The following is a 20066-nucleotide window of genomic DNA, read 5'->3' as shown; positions in this document are numbered from 1 at the left end:
CGACCGCGACAGGACGCGCCGCTCACGCCACCATGCGCGCATGGGTCCAGGACCACAAATCGGCCGGCGACAACGACTTCGAAAACAGAAAGCCCTGCAGTTCGTCACAACCGATCGTACGAAGAATGCGCGCCTGATGCTCGCTCTCGACACCCTCGGCGACCACCCGCAGACCCAATTCATGGCCGAGTTCGATGATCGTGCGGACGATGGCAAGGTCCGCGCGGGCATCGAGCATGTCGAGCACGAACGCGCGATCGATCTTGAGCCGATCAAGCGGAAAGCGGTTCAGATAGCTGAGGCTCGAATAGCCGATGCCGAAATCGTCGAGCGCGAGTTTGACTCCGAGCGCGCGGATCGCGTTGATCATGGCGAGATAGTTTTCCGCGTTGTCCATCAACACGGTCTCGGTGATCTCGAGTTCTAGCCGCGACGGCTCGACGCCATGCCGCGCGAGACTGTCCGCGAGCGTGCCGATCAGGTCCGAATCGCGCAACTGGATGGCCGACAGGTTGATCGACACGCGTAGCGGCATCAGGCCTTGCGCGTCCCACTCGGCGATCTGCCGGCAGGCTTCGTCGATCACCCACGCGCCGATCGGAATGATGAGCCGCGTGTCTTCCGCGACCGGAATGAATTGCGCGGGCGACACGATGCCGATTTGCGGGCTGTTCCAACGCAGCAGCCCTTCGACTGCTAGCAGTTCGCCCGTGTGCGCATCGACGCACGGCTGGTACTCGAGCCGGAACTCGTGCATCGCAATGGCGGTGCGCAGGCAGGCTTCGAGCGTCAGCCGGTAGCGGGTGCGTTCGGCGATGTCGGGCGCGAAGAACTTCACGAGATTGCGCCCCGCACCCTTCGCCTGGTACATCGCGGCGTCGGCGTTCTGCATCAGCGTCTCGATGTCCTCGCCGTCCTCGGGGAACAGCGCCACGCCGACACTGCACGACACCTGCAGCGTAACGCCGCCGACCTCGTGCGGCTGGCGCACGAGCGGCAGCAGACGATCCTCGATCGTACGCGTCACGTCCGCCGCGTTGCTGACGCCGTTCAGGATCACCGTGAACTCATCGCCGCCGAGCCGGCTCACTGTGTCGTTGCTGCGCACGGCTTGCAACAGGCGTCGCGAGACCGAGCGCAGCAGACTGTCGCCAATGTGATGACCCAGTGAATCGTTAATGTTCTTGAAGCGGTCGAGATCGATGAACAACACCGCGACGCGCTGCCCGGTGCGCCGCGCGTTGCCGAGCACCACGCCGAGGCGTTTCACGAACAGCTCGCGGTTCGGCAGCTCCGTCAGCACGTCGTGCTCAGCGAGGAACTGGATGCGCGCCTCGCTCTTCTTGCGGTCGGTGATATCGATCAGCGTGCAGATGTAGTGCGACAGGTTCGCGCGCCGGTCGCGCACCGCGCTCACCATCAGCCACGCCGGATAGTCACTGCCCGCGCGCCGGCGCACATGTGCTTCACCGTGCCATGCGCTCAGGCGGTCGACGGAATCGATCACGGCCGGGAGAATGTCGTCATGTTCCTGCGAGGCGAAGAGAAACGCGGGCTCCTTGCCTGTCACGTCGTCGGCGCGATATCCCGTTGCTCGATAGAACGACGCGTTGGCGGTCACGAGCCGCCGTTGCGCATCGAGAATAAGGATCGCTTCCGAGGACGCCTCGAACACCTTGCCCCACAATTCCAGGCGCTGCTCCATCAGTTTGATCTGGTTGATCGGCGTGAAGGCGGTCAGCACGGCGTCGCGCCCCTGGAAGTCGAGGCGCCGCGCCGACAGCATGGCCCATGTGGACTCTTTGGCGGCTTTCCAGTGCACCTCGAATTCGTCGACCGCCTCGCGGTCGGAGAGCTGCTGGAAAAAACGCGCGCGCACCTCCGAGTCGAGGCCGACGGCCCACGGGTCGACCGTACAGCCGTTCAGCCAGTAAAGCGCGGGCTTGTTAGCGTGCAACACCTCGTGCCCCGGGATCGACGTGACGACCATCGGCACCGGGGTCGCCTCGACGAGCGCGTACTGGGCGGCCGACGCGCGTGCGGTCGCCGCGAGTTCCTTCTGCACGTCACGCTCGCGATCGAGTTGCGCGAGCATGTCGTTGAAACCGCGCACCAGCTGGCCGATTTCGTCCTGGCTATGCCAGCGGGCGCGCAGCGAATGGTCGCCCGTGCGTCGCACCGTGTCCATCACGCGCGCGAGCTGGCGCAGTGGCCGCGAAATCTGCTGGGCGACGAAATACACCATGCTCAGGATCGCGCACAGCAGGAAAAGCGCTGTGCCGAGATGCAGCCACATGCGCTCAAATAGGCCGCGCACGCGCTCGTGCAGCAGTCGTTCGAGCTGATTGCCGGTCGCGCTCCACGCGTCGCTCACGCTCATCACCACGCGCTGCTGGGCGGCATCGAGCGCGGCGAGTGTGGCGTCATCCGAGCCGGCATCGACGGCGGCGCCGGCCACATGCCGATACGCGTCGATCGCGGCGAGCATGCGCGTGAGGGGCGGGCCGATCGTCGTGGTCAGCGTGCCGTTCGTGGCCGCGGCCTCCGCATAGTCAGAACGCAGTCCCTGCAATACCGCATCGAGCTGGCCTTCCAGTACGAGGTAGCGGGTCCGCATCTCGTCGTGGCTCATCCGTGCAGCGTGAAGACGCGCGCCGGCGTCGTGCAGGTGGCGGCCCATCCGGTTGACGTCGCCGAGCAGCTCCGGATAGCGCAGGATCGACAGCGACATCGAGTAGTAGCTGTCGAGGTCCGGGTCCAGAATCAGGTTCGACTGGTTGCCGACGCGTGTGACCAGCTCGCGTGTCGCTTCGAGGCCGACGTCCACTGTCGCGGCGCCCGCATGCGGCGCGGCGCTGGCCGTCAGCGCCGCGAGCACACGCGCATTGAGTTCCGCGCTTTGCATGTTCGCGCCATAGCGGCGCTCCGCGTCGGCAAGCCCGTCCGCCGTGCGTTTCAACTGGGCCGCCGTTCGCGGCTGCCCGGCCCCCGCGAGCGCGAAGTCGATGAGCGCGTCGTGTACGGCCGCGACGTAGGCGTTGCCGACCAGCTCCTTGTCGGAGAAGTCGATCGCGATGTATTTCTCGTGGATCAGAATGCCGCTGATGTACAGCACCGCGCTCAGGTCGAGCAGATAGATCAGCAGCAGCTTGCGGCCGACGCGAAGGCGCGCGAGAAACCGGAAGAACAGATTGCGTTTCATAGGCGCTGCCGCTCGACCGCGAAGCTTTCACCGCGTGCGCCATAAGCCAGACGTTTCACTGCGTTTCTCCATGCGGGGAGCGCCGGACCCGGGTCAGGTCCGAAGGCGGAAAAACCCCCTGATCATGGTATCGACCGGTTGGAGAACTTCTTTAGTCTTCGCTTAAAACTCACCATTACGGTGCCGGAAACGCTGCATCACGGTGCGGATTTCGAGTTTCGGCGGCACTTGCTCACCGGATTGCTGCATGAGTGGAAGTTAAGCCGGGCAGGTCGAGGCTTACGCTAGCCAGGTTTCTGGAGCGGCTCCACGCCACTCCAGATCTTCGTGCGTTAGAAGAAGCCCAACGGCTTGTCGCTATAGCTCACGAGCAGGTTCTTCGTTTGCTGATAGTGGTCGAGCATCATCTTGTGCGTTTCGCGGCCAATGCCGGACTGCTTGTAGCCGCCAAACGCCGCATGCGCCGGATAGGCGTGGTAGCAGTTGGTCCACACGCGGCCCGCCTGAATCTGCCTGCCGAAGCGGTAGGCACGTGTGCCGTCGCGCGTCCACACGCCGGCGCCGAGGCCGTAGAGCGAGTCGTTGGCAATTTCGAGCGCCTCTTCTTCGTTCCTGAACGTCGTGACCGAGACTACCGGTCCGAAAATCTCTTCCTGGAAGATGCGCATCTTGTTGTGGCCGCGGAACACGGTCGGCTTGACGTAATAGCCTTTGCTCAATTCGCCGCCAAGCGCATTGCGCTCACCGCCGATCAGGCATTCGGCGCCCTCCTGTTTGCCCAGATCGACATACGAAAGAATCTTCTCCAACTGTTCCTGCGAGGCCTGCGCACCGATCATCGTTCTGGTGTCGAGCGGATGCCCTTGCGTGATGGCGGCGACGCGTTTCAGCGCGCGTTCCATGAAGCGGTCGTAAATCTTTTCTTCGATCAATACGCGTGACGGACACGTGCACACTTCACCCTGATTCAGCGCGAACATCGCGAAGCCTTCGAGTGCCTTGTCGAAAAACCCGTCGTCACGATCGATCACGTCGGCGAAGAAAATGTTCGGGCTTTTGCCGCCAAGTTCGAGCGTGACGGGAATGATGTTCTGGCTCGCGTACTGCATGATGAGGCGGCCGGTCGAAGTCTCTCCGGTAAACGCAATCTTGGCGATGCGCTTGCTCGATGCCAGCGGCTTGCCGGCTTCGAGGCCGAAACCGTTGACCACATTCAGCACACCCGGCGGCAGCAAGTCCTGAATCAGTTCGACCAGTACGAGAATGGACGCAGGTGTTTGCTCGGCAGGCTTGAGCACGATGCAGTTCCCCGCGGCGAGCGCCGGCGCGACTTTCCACACGGCCATCAGGATCGGGAAATTCCACGGAATGATCTGACCGACCACACCCAGTGGCTCATGAAAATGATAGGCCACGGTATCCGCGTCGATCTCGGAGAGCGTCCCTTCCTGTGCGCGAATGCAACCGGCGAAATAGCGGAAATGATCGATCGCGAGCGGGATGTCGGCGGCGAGCGTTTCGCGGATTGGTTTGCCGTTGTCGATCGATTCGGCGAATGCGATGCGCGAGAGGTTCTGCTCCATGCGGTCCGCAATGCGGTTCAGGATGTTCGCGCGCAAGGCGGGCGACGTATCGGCCCACGCTTTACGGGCGCGGTGAGCCGCATCCAGAGCGAGTTCGATATCTTCTTCCGTCGAACGGGGAATCGACGTGAAGGGTTCGCCGGTGATCGGCGACACGTTGTCGAAGTACTCGCCACGCACAGGAGGAACCCACTCGCCGCCGATGAAATTGGCGTATTGCCGCGCATACGGAAATTCGACATCGAGAAACTGCATATCTGCGTGATTCATGCCTGACTCCTCCAAATGATTGTCTGAACGCCGACGGAGAAAGCGCGCTTTGGCGTGACGTGTGCGCATCACCGCGGCTCTTCATCGTGAGGAGCATTCAGCGAGAAGCGTGCCATTGGACCTGAGTGTGCGGCATGCATAGCGACGAGCGCGGTTCACTCGCGCGCGCTTTGCTTCATCGGTGGGGCAACTGTCATTTTTAGCAACACATGTGCGTTCGAATGTGCCACGCCGCAACACTGCCGGCACGCATGGAGAGCCGCTCTTTCACGCGATTGCGGCGCGCTTTCATCGACCATCGCGGCCCGAGGCGCACTTGCCGTCAATGGCACGCGACTTGCCTTGAATGGCCCGCAGCCAGTCTGCGTTCACTAGACGATGGCGCCGCCGCACGGCCTCGCGTCGACAACTCAACAGGAGACAAGGATGAAAGCACGTTTAGCTTCGGCGACGCGGCCCACGGCGCTTGCAATGAGCGTGGCGACCGCCGTCAGTCTGTTATTCGGATCGGCGATGGCCGCCGGCGACTACCCGGCCGTCACCTATGAGCGATTGACCGCTGCGCAGAGCGACCCCGGCTGGCTCACGTACTACCGCACCTATAACGGCCAGGCGCACTCGCCGCTCAAACAGATCGACACTGCGAACGTGAAGAACCTCAAACAGGTCTGGAGCTACAAGTTTCCGGCGGACCTGCAGCAGGGATTCGAAGCCACGCCGATCGTCAACGGACGCTTTCTCTTCGTGACCACGCCGAAGGACAACGTCTATGCATTCGACGCGGTAACCGGCAAGCAATTGTGGAAGTTCGAACCGAAGCTCGGTGCGGAGTCGTTCAAGACGGCATGTTGCGACGTGATAAATCGCGGCGTGGCCCTGTATGGCAAGAACGTCTACGTCGCGATGCTGAGCGGTGACGTGGTCGCACTCGACGCGCAGACTGGCGCGGTTGCGTGGCGCAAGCAGATGTTCGAGCCGGGGCTCGGCTATGCATTCTCGCTGGCGCCGCTCGCGCTCGACGGCGCATTGGTGGTGGGCAGCGCCGGCGGCGAATACGGCGCACGCGGCTTTATCGCGGCGTTGAATCCGGACGACGGCAATGTGCTGTGGAAGCGCTTTACGGTGCCCGCGGCTGGCGAGAAGGGTGGAGATACGTGGCCGAACGGCATGCAGGAACATGGCGGCGCGCCGGCCTGGCTGACGGGCACTTACGACGCCGCGTCGAAAACGCTTTACTGGGGCGTGGGCAACCCAGGCCCGTGGCTGGCCGATCTGCGTCCGGGCGACAACCTTTACTCCGATTCGCTCCTCGCACTCGATCCGAAGAACGGCGATCTCAAATGGCATTACCAGTACACCAAGCATGACACATGGGACTACGACGGCGTGAATACGCCGGTGCTGGCGACGATCAAGTATCAGGACAAGGAGTACGACGCGATCATTCACGCGGACCGCAATGGTTTCTTCCATGCGATCGACCGCGGCACAGGCAAGCTGATCTATGCGAAGCCGTTCGTGACGGCGACTTCGGTAACGGGCTATTCGGCGGACGGCGCGCCGATTCAGGACGCGTCGAAGTACCCGAAGGCCGGCACGACGATCGAGACCTGCCCGAGCTTCCTCGGCGGCAAGAACTGGTGGTCGGTTTCGTACGATCCGGACAAGCACATTGCAGTCGTCCCGGCTTTGCACGCATGCATGTCGCTGTCGGGCAAATCGGTGAACTACATGGAAGGCTTGCCGTACCTCGGCGAAGGCTTCGAAATCAAACCGGAGCCCGGCAGTAAGGGTTATGGCGAGCTGCAGGCGATCAATGTCGACACGGGCAAGAAAATCTGGAGCCACTGGAGCAAGATGCCGTGGAACGGCGGCGTGGCGACCACGGCCGGTGGTCTTGCGTTTAGCGGCTCGCTCGACGGCCACCTGTACGCATTCGATGTGACGACCGGCAAGGTGTTGTGGCAGAGCCCGAAGCTGGCAAGCGGAATCGTCGCTCAACCTTCGGTGTTCGAGGCCGACGGCAAGGAGTATGTCGCCATTCTCGCGGGCTACGGGGGCGCGAATCCGATCTGGGGCGGCCCGATGGCGAAGGCGGCGGAGAAGGTTCCACGCGGCGGCACGTTGTATGTGTTTGCGCTCAACCACGGCTGATGTCCACATGGCTGTCGCGACAAGCTGGCCGCGTCCGCATGGACACAGTCACCCGGTCGTGACGGTCTGGCCTTTTCTGGAAACAGGATCATGAAGACTCGACTCAATAGGTTCGCCGTTGCCGGTGTCTTGCTGGCCACCGGCGCACTGGCACCGGGACTCGCCAGCGCAGGTGTGCGCGTGTGCACGTTTCCCGGCAGTCCCTCGACCGCGCTCGACGAAGCGGTCGCGCGTGAAGCGTTTCGCACGGCCGGTATCGCGCTGTCGCTCTCTCCCGGAGGATTCGACAGTGGCGATGACGACGGCGTCTCGCTGAAGGAACTGAACGCGGCACTGGCGAGAAAATGCGATGTGATAGCCGGCTTTCCGCGTTCGACAGTGGCGGATGGTTCCGGCAGCAAACTGACCTTCTCGCGCGGTTATCTGCGCTCCGGCTACGTCAGCATCACCACGCGAGAATCGTCCACGCCCGCCGGCGGAGCCGAGGTGGTTGCGGCAACCTATGCGAGCCCCGCGCAACTGATTGCCGTGCAGCAGCCGAACGTGAAACTCGACCTGGAGAACACAGCGGAGCTGACGGTCGACGCCGTGGCGAGCGGGCATGCGCAGCGCGCGATCGTCTGGTATCCGGCGGTGGTGGCTTACACGATCAAACATCCTGAGCGGCACTTCCGGATTGTCAATGCCGCCTCGCAGTATGCCGACTGGCAGTTGGTGTTCGCGTTCGGCAAGAACGGCGCGGGGTTACAGCCGCGAATCGACGCGGCGCTCGAAAAGATGGCATCGGACGGCCGGCTCGCGGCATTGTCTCGCCACTGGACTCTCCCCGAAGCGGCTCAGGCGAGCAGTTCTGCCGCGCCGGCGTTTGCCTATCGCGATGGCCCAGGCCGTGGCGGCGCGGTGTGGCGTATGACTTTGGCATCCGGGCAAGGTTCGCAGCAAGGTCGGTTTCTCAAGGTCGATGCGAGCGCAGCCGCCGATGCGCCGAGTTTCGACCGTACGCAGGTCGCGCACGGCAAGACGCTTTACTCGAGTTCGTGTGCGAAATGCCACGGTCCCGACCTGCAGGGACTCAATGCACCCGCATTGCGCGGGCCGGCTTTTGCGCCGGCTGCCAATGCGAAGCTGACTATCGGCGGGGTGTACGGATACATGGCGAACAATATGCCGGCTGACCGCCCAGGCAAGATGAAGCCGCAGGATTATGCGGACATCATGGCCTTCCTGCTGTATTCAAATGGCTATAGCGCGAGCAGCACCAAACTCACCGACGATAGCGCCAAGGCATCGACCACGCCGCTCAACGCGCACACATCGCAATAGGCCCGGTATCTTTCTTCACTGAGTTTCTTCAGTGCGTCGTCCGCCATGGAACGACGAAGGCCCGGCAGTCTTCCCGTCATTCACGGGGAGCGCCGGGCCGCCTTCCTTGTAACCGTCACTTTATCCATTACCCCTGCCGCATGACGTGTCCCTGCTGCGAACAGGCAGCGGAGCGTCGATCGGCGCAGCCGTGTCAGTCCAGCCAGCCGCGTTGCCGCGCATGGTCGATGAAACGGTACACGTCGGCGGCGAGGTCGGACGCTCTGAACAGATCTTCCAGTTCACCGATAATGTCGTCCAGTTCGCGTGTCCCGTCGCAGCGCACGAGAATTTCCCCCGCGCTCGGATTGAGATTCACGGTGCCATCTGGAGAGAGCAGCACGTAGGTATCCCGAACGCCTTCCCATTGCAGGCGGAACTTCGTGCGCAAACAGGGCCGAAGGCTGGCGTAATGGTCGTGGTGCGGGGCATTCATACGGGTTACGCCTTTAAGATCTCTTCGAGCATCAGCCCGAGCCGGCAATCCTGGTCTTCATGGGCCATGTTCCGTGCGCCGTCACGCTCGCTCACATAAAGCGAGCGGCGTGCGGCGTTTTATCGTTGCTTTAGCGATTGGCGATATACATCGTGATTTCAAAACCGAAACGCAGATCGGAATAGGCGGGGGTGGTCCATTGCATGACTGTCTCCTTGAATAAAACATGTGATTGAAGAACCGCATAGGTGAAGCGGCCGTGTCGATTAACGCAAAGTCTGTGCCGGGAGAATAGAGCCAAGTTGGAAGCTGTGGAGGACGCGCCGAATGATTAGCATGTCGAATGGATAAAAAAATAATCGATGTGTGCTGTGACGTCGCGTGTTCCGCGCTCGGACCGGGCGCGGAACACCTGTTCATTTCAGTTACAGCACTGTTGCAAATTGGAGCAGTTGTGACACCTACGAGTCAGGCCGCGTTTTCCGAGTCGCTCAAACCCTGCAACGGCAGCTTTCTATAAATCGTGTTGCGCGAGATGCCAAGCGCGCGAGCGGCCGCCGACACATTGCCGCCATGTTGTGCCACGGCTTGGGCAATGACGCTGGTGGCGACGTCTTCGAGACGTCCGCTTGGCAGCGGTAAGGCTTCTGTGCTGGCTGTGCCCGGCGCGGTAGCCGTGCGCAAGCCGTCGAAGAAATCGTCTGGCAAATGCTCGTGGCGAATCTGGCCGTCCGCATCGACCATGGCCGCCGCCGTGCGCAGAAGATTGCCCAACTGCCTGAAATTGCCCGGCCATGCGCATTGCTCGAACAGCGCCATCACGTCCGAGGCAACGCTCAGGCGCTGCCCTTCTGCGCTTTCGGCAGACGCGCATTGCAGCATCTTCTGGATGACGGCGGACAGATCCGTGCGCTCGCGCAGCGGCGGCAGTTTGACCACCATGCCGTTCAGGCGGTAGTACAGATCCTCGCGAAACCGGTTCTGCGCAATCATCTCACGCAGGTCGCGGTGGGTCGCGCAGATGACGGCGATATCGACCGGTATCGACTTCGACGAGCCAAGCGGATTGACAAGCCGTTCCTGCAGCACGCGCAGCAAGCGCACCTGCAACGGATAAGGCATGTCGCCGATTTCGTCGAGGAACAGCGTGCCGCCATTGGCTTGCAGCAGTTTGCCGACGGCGCCTTTGCGCCGCGCGCCTGTGAACGCGCCTTCCTCGTAGCCGAACAACTCGGATTCGATCAGCGTTTCCGGTATCGACGCGCAGTTGACCGCGACGAACGCGCCGGAGCGCCGCGGCGAGTCGTTGTGAATCGCCTGTGCGAGCAGCTCCTTGCCGGTTCCAGTCTCACCGGTGATCAGGATCGGTATGTCCTTGCCGATCACCTTGCGGATTTTGCCGATGACTGCCGTGATCTGCGGGTCGCCCGTGTCGAGGTAGCTGAGTTTCGACAACGCACCCGCGGCTGGCGCCGGCGCTTCCGCGCGCTGGGCCGTGCGTGGTTCGCGGGTTTCCTGCGACAGCGAGCTCGCCTCGGTGCGAGTGGCGCGGCGGAATTCGACGTGTGCGCAGACCACCGCGCCAGTGTGCAGGTTCAGCGATAAATGCCGGTCCCGGCTGACTCGCTGGTGATCGAGTAGTTGCGCGCTCGTGAGACCGAATAACGACGACAGCGTATGCGCGCGCAAGCCCGCGAGCGGCATGCCCAACTGGAATTGCGCACTGCGATTGGCGGACAGGAAACGGCCGTCGCAGGTGAATGCGGCGATGCCTTCCATCAAGGTGCCGAGAAATTCAGGGCGGCCGTGAAAGGCGATTTGCAAGGTTTCGCGAAAGGTGCTCGTAAACAGATGATTCTCGATCATCTGCACGGACATTTTCGCCAGCGCCATGGTGTGCTGGTGATAGCTGCGATAGTCGCCGGTGACATCGAGCACGCCGATCAGATCGCCGTATGGATCGAGGATCGGCACACTGGAGCAGGTGAGAAAGCGATTGGCCGCCAGATAGTGCTGCTCGCCGTGGATGGCGGTTGGGCATCGCTCGGCGAGAGCCGTGCCGATTGCGTTCGTGCCTTGGCGGTCCTCGGCCCAGTTGGCGCCCGGGCGCAGCGCGACTTTCTCGGCGCGCCGCAGAAAGTCGTCGTCGCCGATCGAATGAAGAATCAGGCCTTCGGCGTCGGTCAGCACGATCATGCTCTGCGTGTTGACGATCTGCTCATGCAGCGTTTCCATCACCGGCGTGGCATGTGCGCAGAGCACACGGCTTTGTTCCAGCTTCAACGAAAGCTCGGCCGCGGGCAGGACGTCGTAGTCCGGCCGCATCAGCGCGCTCAAGCCGAAAGTTTCGGAGCGTTCGTGGGATTTCTGAATCGACGGTGTGAGCCAGCCGGGCTCATGGGCCGTCATTGGCGCTACAGCGTGATAGACCTCATCGCGCATTGTCTCCTCCTGCTGGTCAGCCCCGTTCGTTTTGCCGGGGTCGTGCGGGTACTTCAACAAGCAAGTCATATGCCAGTGAAGTGTTTCGCGGAGTCGGCGGTTGTTCCTGCCATCGCCTTGATGGGGCAGCTGAATTGAGCGTCAACGGAACACGTCGTCTGGATACCCGCGGTCAGTGTGTATGTTCGTGCCGAAACCCGTAGCGGGTTTGATCTGACTCAAACCATGTCCTCGGGGAAGCGATCCGGGCGACTCAATACATTGAGCCGCGCTTGCGGCGCTTATAGGGACCGGTGTGTGGCCTGGCGCTTAGCCGTAGCGTGTGCGTGAGTTTCATGGCGTTCCGCGAGGCAGGCAACGGACATGAAATTTTCCCGCAATCGAGCCGCGGAAGGGGTGAAAGCAGGCGGATTGCCATGAACGGGGAGAGACGTGACATCGTGAACAGGATGAGCGATCGGAGCGAATGCATAACGTCTGAACCATTCACCATACCCGCGCACCAGAAAGCCTCCCGAGCGATCAATGTATTGCTGGCGGGACGTTTCATACACTTTCCGAAGCGCAAACCAGGGCACTTGGGGAAGGTCATGGTGTACTGCGTGATAGTTATTGTTCAGAAACAGCAGACGCCAGAACCACGCCGCTTCGTTGACGACGGTGCGATGCTCGTGCGCGTGCGCCGTACGATGTTCCTGGAACGAGCGGACCGAACCCAGCGACAGCGATCCATATCCCACACCGACAATAAAGACCCACGCCGGGACCGCGCAGACATGTTGCAGCCAGGCGGTGAGCGCGGCGAGTGCGGCGAAGTGCGCAAGCCACACCGGCACATCGCGCCATTCACCACGTTTGATCTGACGCAGCGCATCGACACCGGTCGCGGCGATGGCGAACGCGGGCCCGACCAGCAGGCGGCCGATAAACGTATTACGGAAGGTCAGCAGCGCGCGAATCGCCCAACCCGCGCGTCGCCACGCGCTAGCGCTGACGAAGTAACTCTCGGGATCGCGCTCGGGATGCGTGAGATGCGGATCGTCGTGATGTTGAAGATGCGAATCGCGGTAAATGCCATACGGAAAGCACACGGCGAGCGGCGCGAAACCGAGCAGCGCGTTGACGAACGGCGAACGCGTGGGGTGGCCGTGCAGCAGTTCATGCTGCAATGACATGTACCACGTGCCGAGCACAGCCAGCAGGAGCGTAGTAAGCGGTAAGCCGAGGTCGCGCGCATGTGTCGCCACGCTGAACCATCCGCCATAGATCGTCACGATCAGCGCCCAGGTCGGCCATTGCGTGCGCCATGTCCAGCTTGTCGCGAGGCGGGCGAGTGTGTTGCGTTGCGTGTCGTCGAGGTAAATCGCCATGAAAGGGATCGGTCGGAATGCAGGTTCAGACCGATCCTACGGACCCCCGAGCATTGCCAGAACCAATTTGTTCAGCAATGCATCTGCTAAAACGTGCATAGCGGCGCCAGCTTGCGCGCGGCGGGCCGCCTGGCCTCGTTGGTCAGGCGCTTACCGGGCGTCCGCCACGCGGCACGCGTGATCGAGCAGGCCTTCGGCCGAGCCGTTGCCGTTCTCCACGTCGATCCCGCTGTTCACGACCAGCCAGCCGTCTTTTTCCGCGGAAGGCCCCGCACCCGTCACGAGGATGGTTTGCGTGGCCATCGTCCCGGCCCCCTGATTGTCCCGCGCGACGATGTGAAACGGATTGTCAGCGTGCGTGAGCGTGCTCACGCGCATGATGCGGTAACGGTTGCCGTCGAGCGTGTCCCAATGCCATTCGTCAGGCGCATCTTTCGCGTGCCGTGCGAGCGCTTCACTGATATCGCCGCGCATGCAATCGATATGAATATGCAGCTGGTTTTGCGAGCGGCGGTATTGCGAGTTGATCTCGAGGCCGAGTTGATTGTCCGGCAGATCACGCTTGACCGACTTCTCGACGTAGGTCCGCGCGTTCCAGGCGTCGACCCAGTAGTCCTGCGCGTGCGGCGCGAGCACGAGTGGACTTTCAATGCCGGTGATACGGTCGGTTGGAATCAATAGATACTGTGACCGTCCGACAATATCCTTCAGGATAGCGTAGCGTTTGTCGAGGTCGACTGCCGTGCATTGGCCCGGCGTGCCGGTGGCCTGTTGCGACGGCACACAGCGCAGGTCGACAATTTTCCACAGCGCATTCGAGTCGATTGTGGCGAGGCGCGCGCATGCGCTTGCAGCCAGCGCGACGGCTAACGTGGCCACGATTCGCGCACCGTAGCGCAAGCGGGCCCGTCTGCGGTGGGCGGGCGTTGGTGTTTTCATCGGCGGTAGAGTCAAATTTTTTAGAGTTGTCGCGGAGGTTGTTTCGGTATCAGAGCAACGGCGCCGGCAGCGAGCCGAGGATCTGCTCGAAGGCGACGCCGATAGCAAGAAGGCGCCGGTCCTCACCGAGTGGCCCATCCAGTTCCAGTCCAACCGGCAGGCCGCCCGCCGTCATGCCCGCCGGCAGCGAAAGTCCCGGAATGCCCGAGGTGCTGGCCGGATCGGTGTTGCGCAGGAACGCGTCCATTGTGTCGATCGGCGGCGATCCGTCTATGGATACCGTCGACGAGCCGTTCACGTCGTCGATCGGCACGGCGGCGAGGCGCGTGGTCGGAAATAGCAGCGCGTCGAGGCGTTCATCGGCGAAGGTCGCGGCAACGTATTGCTGCAAGCGCGGCCGCCAGTCATTCAGCGCCGCGTCGTAGTGCTCGCCGAGGACATCGGCGAGTACGCCGTCGTAGATCGCGCGCACGTCCGGGCTCGCGATGCGGGCCGCCATGTCGACGACGGTTCTGACCGGCGCATCATTGGCGACGAGCCAGGCGAGCACGTCGTCGCGCGCCTCATGGATCGCAATCGGGCCGCCCACCATGCCATTCAGACCGTTCAACTCGCTCATTGCCACGGGCACGAACACCACGCCCGCCGCTTCGAGCCTCTTCAACGCGGCACGCGCGACGTCCTCCACCTGCCGCTCGAGCCCTTCCCACAGCGGCGCGGGCAAGCCGATGCGCAAGCCGTTCAGCGCGATGACCGGCAACGCGCCGGCGCCGGTGATCACGCCGTCGAGCAGCGCGATATCGGCGACGGTGCGCGCCATCGGCCCCACCGTGTCGCGCGTATGGCTGATCGGCACCACGGCGTCTGGATCGTGATAGCGCCGCTCGGCGCCGCCGTTGCCGACCGACGGACGAAACCCCACGGTGCCCGTCAACGCGGCGGGGATGCGGGTCGAACCGCCCGTGTCGGTGCCGAGGCCCGCCGGCGCGATACGCGCGGCAATCGCCGCCGCCGTGCCGCCGGACGAGCCGCCCGGAATCAGCGTGGGATCGTAGGGATTGCGCACCGGCCCGGCGTGCGAGGCGAGGTTCGTGCTCGTAATGCCGAATGCCAGTTCGTGCATATTGGCTTTGCCTAGTATGATCGCGCCCGCGTCGATGAGCCGCTGCACCGAGGGCGCATTGGACTTCGGCACGAAGCCCGCGAGCGCCGGGGTGCCCGCCGAGGTTTGCAAGCCGGCGGTGTTGATGTTGTCCTTCACGACAATGGCGAGGCCTGCGAGCGGCAAGCGCGCCTTGTCGGCCGCGGGCAGTGCGTCGATACGCCGCGCGGCGGCGAGCGCTCCGTCGAGCTCGAGCGTGGTGAGCGCATTGAGGCTCGAGAGCGCCGCCGCACGCGCGAGCAGGGTGGCCACATAGTCGGCGGCTTTCAGGCGGCCGGACTGGATCGCGGCAACGGCTTGCGTGGCGCTCAGCGCGAGTTGTTCATCAACGGTCCATGTCATGGCCGGTGTCTCCTTCGTCTTATGTCGGTGTCCGGCGCGAGGGTTTCATGAAGCGCAGCGCGAGACGCGCGAGCGTCGGCACCAGCTTGGGACGCAACAGTCTTGCATCGTAGCCGCTCATGCGCCGGTCGTTTTCCGCGAGGCACAACGCGAACAGGTCGCGCGCGTTCATGGCTTCGCCGATCACGCCGCTGCTCGCGGGAAGAAAATTCGAATCGTGCGCCATGCCTTCAGCGTCGATACCTTTCGCGATCGCCACACGCTGCCAGACCAGCACCACCCAGATCGCGGCTACGCGCAACGCGTGCCACGGTCTGCGCCACAGCGGCATGGTGCGGCGATGCCACGCCACCCAGTTGATGAAAAACAGAATGTGGCGCGCCTCTTCCTGAATCACGGGCTCGAAAGTCTCGACCAGCGCCTCGGGAAAAAAGCCTGACTGCTGCGCCGAGCGGAACAGCCCGAACGCAAAGAAACTGTCGATGCACTCGCTATAGCCCGTGCGCATCCATTCCCACTCGGCGTCGCGCGGGACGGGATAGGGTGGCTCGGGTGCGATCTCGATCCCGTAGGCGGCAATCAGCTTCGAGAGCACGTGCTTGTGACGTGCTTCTTCGTCGCCGTCCATGGTGATCGCTTCGCGCAGCAGGGGATCGCTCAATTGCGCGGCATAGGTATGCACGGCGATCGACGCGCGGCCTTCGGTCTGCACCGCGATGTCCCAGATCGGCAGCGCGCACAGCCGTTCGAGCGCGTCCGGCGGCAACGCCGGCCAGTCGATCACGGCCGGCTTATAGGGGTTGTGGGTTTCAAGCAGCATGCGGCAAAACATCTGCTTGTGCGCCTCGGAACCGATCTTCACGCGGGCGGGGCCGTGGAAGGTCCAATGGCGCAGGGTGCGGTCTTCGGCAACATCTGTCAGTGTGTCGGACATGGCAGGCGTACAGAGGGCGAACTCGATGTGTCGCCTATTCTGGCACAACCCTTCAAATTCCGACGTCGAGCGGCGCACGCCTCGCGGCGCCGCTCCCGACGCGCATGATGCGCTTGAAGCGAGTGGCGTTACTGGTGGTTATCGATCCACATGCGTCCCCAGCGGAATGCGTAGGCAAGAGCGTGCTCTTCGTCGAAGAAGTAATCGAGCGCGTCGAATGAATACGCCTGAGCGTGACTCGCGGAAGTTTTCTCGATGGTCAGGTTGGCGGCGAACAGGCCATTGGGAAGCTGTTGTGCGGCCGGTGCAACTTCATAACCCTTGTAGCGAATATGTGCGTTCATGATTTTTGACAGTCAGTGTCCCCGCGTGCGTTGCGAGAAGGCCGGCTCGTCGGACGCAACCCGTAGCGTCACGCGGCCGGTAAATCAGCGGGCAGGTCAAGCGTAGGCCGCGCTGCGCAGCGGGTGAACCAATCAATCGTCGTTAGCAAATCAGCAGGCAGGTTAGGAGTAGCCCCGATCGGATCATATGCGCTGTGTTCGAGCACACTATCCGGCGTTGTGGATCGCGGGTCTGTTATGTGCCGCACGGTTTGCACGAACGACGACGACCGCCGTGGCCGCCCGGGCGGATCCACGGCGTCGTGAGACGGTAGGCAGAGAAGGGAACTAAACCGAGGGAGTTAAACCGAGGGAATCAAACCGCGTGCAGCAGGCGTGCGGACGGCGTGTCCTTGAGCGCGCTGCCGATCGGCGCGGCGTCCGGCGTGCGATGGGCGTTGAACGCCAGCGCGAATTGCGCGGCTTGCTGGCCGACCGTGGCGAGCTGATCGACGACCTTCGCGTCGGAACAGGTGTCGACGGTATCGAAGCGCGTTTCCAGCGTGTTGATGCCGGCGCCGAACGGCGTGGGCCAGCCGCGCAACGCGTGAACGATCGAGCGCAACGACGTCAGCACCGAGCCGGCGGCTTGCCAGCCGTAAGCCGTGACGATACAGCCGACCGCGCGGCCGTCCAGATACGGGCGTTCGTCGGCGCGCAGTTCTTCCAGCGTGTCGAGCGCGTTCTTGACGAGACCGGATACGCCGCCGTGATAGCCGGGCGTGGCGATGATCAGCGCGTCCGCGTGGCGCACGGCCTCGATCAGTTCGAGCTGTTCGTCCGTGCGGTGGGGCTGTTCCGGAGCATAGTGAGGCAGGCTATGCAGGAAGGTGCCGCCGAACAGGCGGGTGTTCGCGCCGGCGGCTTGCGCGCCGCGCAACGCGAAGCCGAGTGCGCGCTCGGTCGACGAAGCGGCGCGCGTCGTGCCGCCAATGCCGACGACGAGCGGCCGGCGAGAATGATCGAAACTGGTCAACGAAATGCTCCTTCGGTAGCGGCTCACGATGCGCCGGCGCGGGGCTGCGCGCAGCGGACCGGGGCGAACCGGACTTTGAAGTGTCATCTTAATGAGCGCGGGGCGCGGCACGAAGCGACTTTTTGTTCTAACGATATAACCGCGCGGCGTGTTGGCGCAGTGGCGGTGCGCCCGCCGCCGGCACGGCGGGGGCATGTAACACGCCCTGCAATGCACTTGAGGCCGCGCCGGATAAGCATATGGCGAAGCATTGGTTGGGCGCGCGACAACGGGCGGCTATGATCGAATCGTCTCCTCCATGACATCTCCTTGACATGGGATTCGGCCTCGCCACGCCAGTGGCGGGGCCTTTTTTTATCCTGCGAGCGAGCAGCGCCCGCGCGGACCGCTTCACGATAAAGCCGTTTTTTGCATGCTACGATGGTCCGCGAAGCGAATCACCGCGAGGTCGAGCAAGCAATGGCAACCCTTTATGACACCCTCGGCGTGCCCACGCACGCCACGGACGAAGAAATCAAGCGGGCCTACCGGAAGGCCGCGATGAAGTGGCATCCCGACCGAAATGGCGGCGCCGAGGAAGTTGCGCGCGCCACCTTCCAGGAAATCAAGGACGCGTATGCGATCCTCTCCGACGCCGCGCAACGCAAGGTGTACGACTCGGTCTACGCCGAGCAGATGCGCGGCTGGGAAGCGCAACGCGCTCGCCAGCAGCAGGCCCGCGCCGAGCGCGAAGCGGCGGCGCGCGCCGCTGAAGAGGCCGCGTATGCGGAGATGGTCTCGCTAGCGATGCGTTTCGCCGATGATGGCCACAACCGCGACGTGCTGTTCGGCGTGCTGCTCGGGCGTCGATGCGAGGCGCGGCGAGCCGCGCAGATCGCGGATAGCGTGTCGGCGCTGCAGATCTCGCGCCGTGAAGCTGCGAAGGCAAAAGCGAACACGGCGGCCGATACGGTCAATGCGCCCGAGGCTGCCGATATTGCCGATGTATCAGCGCAGCCCGAAACCACGTCTGCTAAACAGGACGGCGCGACGCAAGCCGCGCAGGCCAACCGCACCGCTCCTGACAAGCGTGCGGAACCCGCAGCCGAAGCTCATCCGGCGGGTGTCTTCGAAGGCTTGTGGTTTCAGTTTCTCAATGGATTGCGGTTTTAACCTGTCGCGCTGATGGCCCGGCGCGATTGACGTCGGCCGCGCGAGCGGAATGCTCGCGCGTCGGCGGCGACTGTCGCGTTTCGGGCCGAGTTTCGGGCCGATATAGGAGCCCTCGAATCGCAGCCATGTGAGGAATAGCGCCTTGGCCGCTAGACCATAGAGGTAGACCGAATTGATATAGAGAGCGGGCTTTAGCGCCCGAATTTGCGCTTCTAGAATCAAAGACATGGCCGTGGAATGCGAGGTCCGATCACGGCAAGTAAGAGCGATGCCTGCTCATTGCCACGCGAACCGCTTCGCTCGATTTCCACGCAGTCGATCCCTAGAGGCACGACGGCCATGTTCACTTTCATCGTAGTCGTTGCGGTGGCGGCGTTTATTCCCTACGTCGCGGCACCCGGTATTGCGAATGGCGTGAAGGCGATCAGCACGCCGCCCGCGGCGATGTTGTTCGACACTCCGCCCGCACCGGCGGCCGACGGAAGCGATGCAGCCAACCGGATCGTGTCCGGTCAGCGCGAGACCGACGCTTCCGTCTGAAACGTGCGCGTTTCGGTAGCTCTCGAATGAAGGCTCAATGAAAGCTTTGCGCGTGCGCTGGTACACTTCGGGCCGGCGCAGCGCACGGTGTCCGTGAATGAAACTCCCCTGGTACAAATTCTCGTGGCGCAACAAATTTGATCATCGTAGTGTCACGAGGGCGCAAGACTGAGCCGGCAGAATTGCAGATAGAACCAAAAAAATACAGGGTACGGGGTAAGCGTGACCAGAAAATATAAGGTGCTGTTTCTCTGTCGCGAGAATTCGGCACGCAGCATCATCGCCGAAGCTCTATTGAGGGAACTGGCGGGACACCGGTTCGACGCTTTCAGCGCGGGACCGGAGCCGGCCGCCCGGGTTCATCCATTCGCGGTCGCGCAATTGCGGCCAGGCATCTCGGATCTCGGCGTGCTCAGCCCGAAAAGCTGGCTGGAATTCACCGGGGAATGGGCGCCGCGCATGGACCTCGTCATCGCGCTGGACGAATCCGTCGACGCGCGCCATGCGCCCGCGTTTCCGGGTGCACCACCGTCGTGCATCTGGAATTTCGCCGATCCGCTCGCCGTGGATATCTCCGAGTCCGAACGCGCGCGCCTGTTCGACAAGGTTTTCTGGCAAATCGTGCGGCAGGTCAGTGGGTTTATCGAACTGCCGGAATACGCAACGCCGCCCTCGGCCTCGGTCAACGCGGCATCGATTTGCGCGCCCATCGTTTCGGCGCACGGCGCCACCACTTGCGACGCGTAATCGCTAACCGGCGCCGCTGCGGACACGACTGCGCCCAAAGCAAAACGTCACGCAAGGTCACCGCACGAATTG

16 protein-coding genes are annotated in these 20066 nt (G+C 62.9%); 5 read left to right on the top strand and 11 right to left on the bottom strand.

The window, feature by feature from the left end; genetic code table 11:
- Positions 1-22: 22 nt before the first annotated feature.
- Both P0D68_RS00685 and adh read right to left on the bottom strand, forming a co-directional pair.
- The gene (locus P0D68_RS00685) at positions 23-3202 is read right to left on the bottom strand and encodes an EAL domain-containing protein (RefSeq protein ID WP_408295483.1); all 3180 of its coding nucleotides are present in this window, start codon (positions 3200-3202) and stop codon (positions 23-25) included.
- A gap of 332 nt (positions 3203-3534) precedes the next feature.
- A complete protein-coding gene (gene adh, locus P0D68_RS00680; RefSeq protein WP_091807645.1) occupies positions 3535-5055 on the bottom strand; it encodes an aldehyde dehydrogenase in 1521 nt (506 codons plus the stop codon).
- Positions 5056-5481: 426 nt separating this feature from the next.
- Between adh and P0D68_RS00675 the strand changes: the two genes are divergently transcribed.
- Together P0D68_RS00675 and P0D68_RS00670 are read left to right on the top strand one after the other, a co-directional pair.
- The gene (locus tag P0D68_RS00675) at positions 5482-7209 is read left to right on the top strand and encodes a methanol/ethanol family PQQ-dependent dehydrogenase (RefSeq protein WP_408295480.1); all 1728 of its coding nucleotides are present in this window, start codon (positions 5482-5484) and stop codon (positions 7207-7209) included.
- 90 nt (positions 7210-7299) lie between these two features.
- Entirely contained in the window at positions 7300-8532 is a 1233-nt protein-coding gene (locus tag P0D68_RS00670) for a c-type cytochrome (protein WP_408295477.1), read from the top strand.
- Between the two features lie 193 nt (positions 8533-8725).
- Here the strand turns inward: P0D68_RS00670 and pqqD are convergent, their stop codons facing one another.
- From pqqD to P0D68_RS00625, 9 genes are all read right to left on the bottom strand, one after another.
- Complete coding sequence (pqqD, locus tag P0D68_RS00665; RefSeq protein ID WP_091807652.1) at positions 8726-9007, bottom strand: pyrroloquinoline quinone biosynthesis peptide chaperone PqqD; 282 nt, start codon at positions 9005-9007, stop codon at positions 8726-8728.
- Between the two features lie 130 nt (positions 9008-9137).
- Positions 9138-9212 carry a pyrroloquinoline quinone precursor peptide PqqA gene (pqqA, locus tag P0D68_RS00660; protein ID WP_007178434.1) on the bottom strand — a complete coding sequence of 25 codons (75 nt, stop codon included), beginning with the start codon at positions 9210-9212 and terminating at the stop codon, positions 9138-9140.
- A 263-nt stretch (positions 9213-9475) separates the two neighbouring features.
- Positions 9476-11449: a sigma-54-dependent Fis family transcriptional regulator gene (locus P0D68_RS00655; RefSeq protein WP_408295474.1), complete on the bottom strand. Its 1974-nt coding sequence runs from the start codon at positions 11447-11449 to the stop codon at positions 9476-9478.
- Between the two features lie 281 nt (positions 11450-11730).
- Positions 11731-12819, bottom strand: a complete 1089-nt coding sequence (locus P0D68_RS00650; protein ID WP_408295471.1) for a fatty acid desaturase — start codon at positions 12817-12819, stop codon at positions 11731-11733.
- A gap of 150 nt (positions 12820-12969) precedes the next feature.
- Positions 12970-13758: a CDP-diacylglycerol diphosphatase gene (locus P0D68_RS00645; RefSeq protein WP_408295468.1), complete on the bottom strand. Its 789-nt coding sequence runs from the start codon at positions 13756-13758 to the stop codon at positions 12970-12972.
- A gap of 49 nt (positions 13759-13807) precedes the next feature.
- Positions 13808-15262, bottom strand: a complete 1455-nt coding sequence (iaaH, locus tag P0D68_RS00640; RefSeq protein WP_408182533.1) for an indoleacetamide hydrolase — start codon at positions 15260-15262, stop codon at positions 13808-13810.
- 19 nt (positions 15263-15281) lie between these two features.
- A complete protein-coding gene (locus tag P0D68_RS00635) occupies positions 15282-16196 on the bottom strand; it encodes an aminomethyltransferase (protein ID WP_091807662.1) in 915 nt (304 codons plus the stop codon).
- A gap of 128 nt (positions 16197-16324) precedes the next feature.
- Positions 16325-16540, bottom strand: coding sequence for a DUF6566 family protein (locus P0D68_RS00630; protein ID WP_091807664.1), 216 nt, complete (start codon positions 16538-16540; stop codon positions 16325-16327).
- 355 nt (positions 16541-16895) lie between these two features.
- Positions 16896-17555 (bottom strand): NADPH-dependent FMN reductase, encoded by a 660-nt coding sequence (locus P0D68_RS00625; protein ID WP_091807666.1) that lies wholly within the window; start codon positions 17553-17555, stop codon positions 16896-16898.
- 459 nt (positions 17556-18014) lie between these two features.
- Between P0D68_RS00625 and P0D68_RS00620 the strand changes: the two genes are divergently transcribed.
- The 3 genes from P0D68_RS00620 (at position 18015) to P0D68_RS00610 (ending at position 19994) form a co-directional block, all read left to right on the top strand.
- On the top strand, positions 18015-18707 hold the full coding sequence (locus P0D68_RS00620; RefSeq protein ID WP_408295463.1) for a J domain-containing protein: 693 nt from the start codon (positions 18015-18017) through the stop codon (positions 18705-18707).
- Between the two features lie 339 nt (positions 18708-19046).
- A complete protein-coding gene (locus P0D68_RS00615) occupies positions 19047-19247 on the top strand; it encodes a hypothetical protein (protein WP_408295460.1) in 201 nt (66 codons plus the stop codon).
- A gap of 222 nt (positions 19248-19469) precedes the next feature.
- Complete coding sequence (locus P0D68_RS00610) at positions 19470-19994, top strand: arsenate reductase/protein-tyrosine-phosphatase family protein (RefSeq protein ID WP_408295457.1); 525 nt, start codon at positions 19470-19472, stop codon at positions 19992-19994.
- The last annotated feature ends 72 nt before the right edge of the window (positions 19995-20066 follow it).

The sequence above is a fragment of the Paraburkholderia sp. RL17-380-BIE-A genome (assembly GCF_046028085.1).
Lineage (GTDB): Bacteria > Pseudomonadota > Gammaproteobacteria > Burkholderiales > Burkholderiaceae > Paraburkholderia.
Note: the sequence above shows the minus strand (reverse complement) of the source record. Positions and strands in the feature narration are given on the sequence as shown.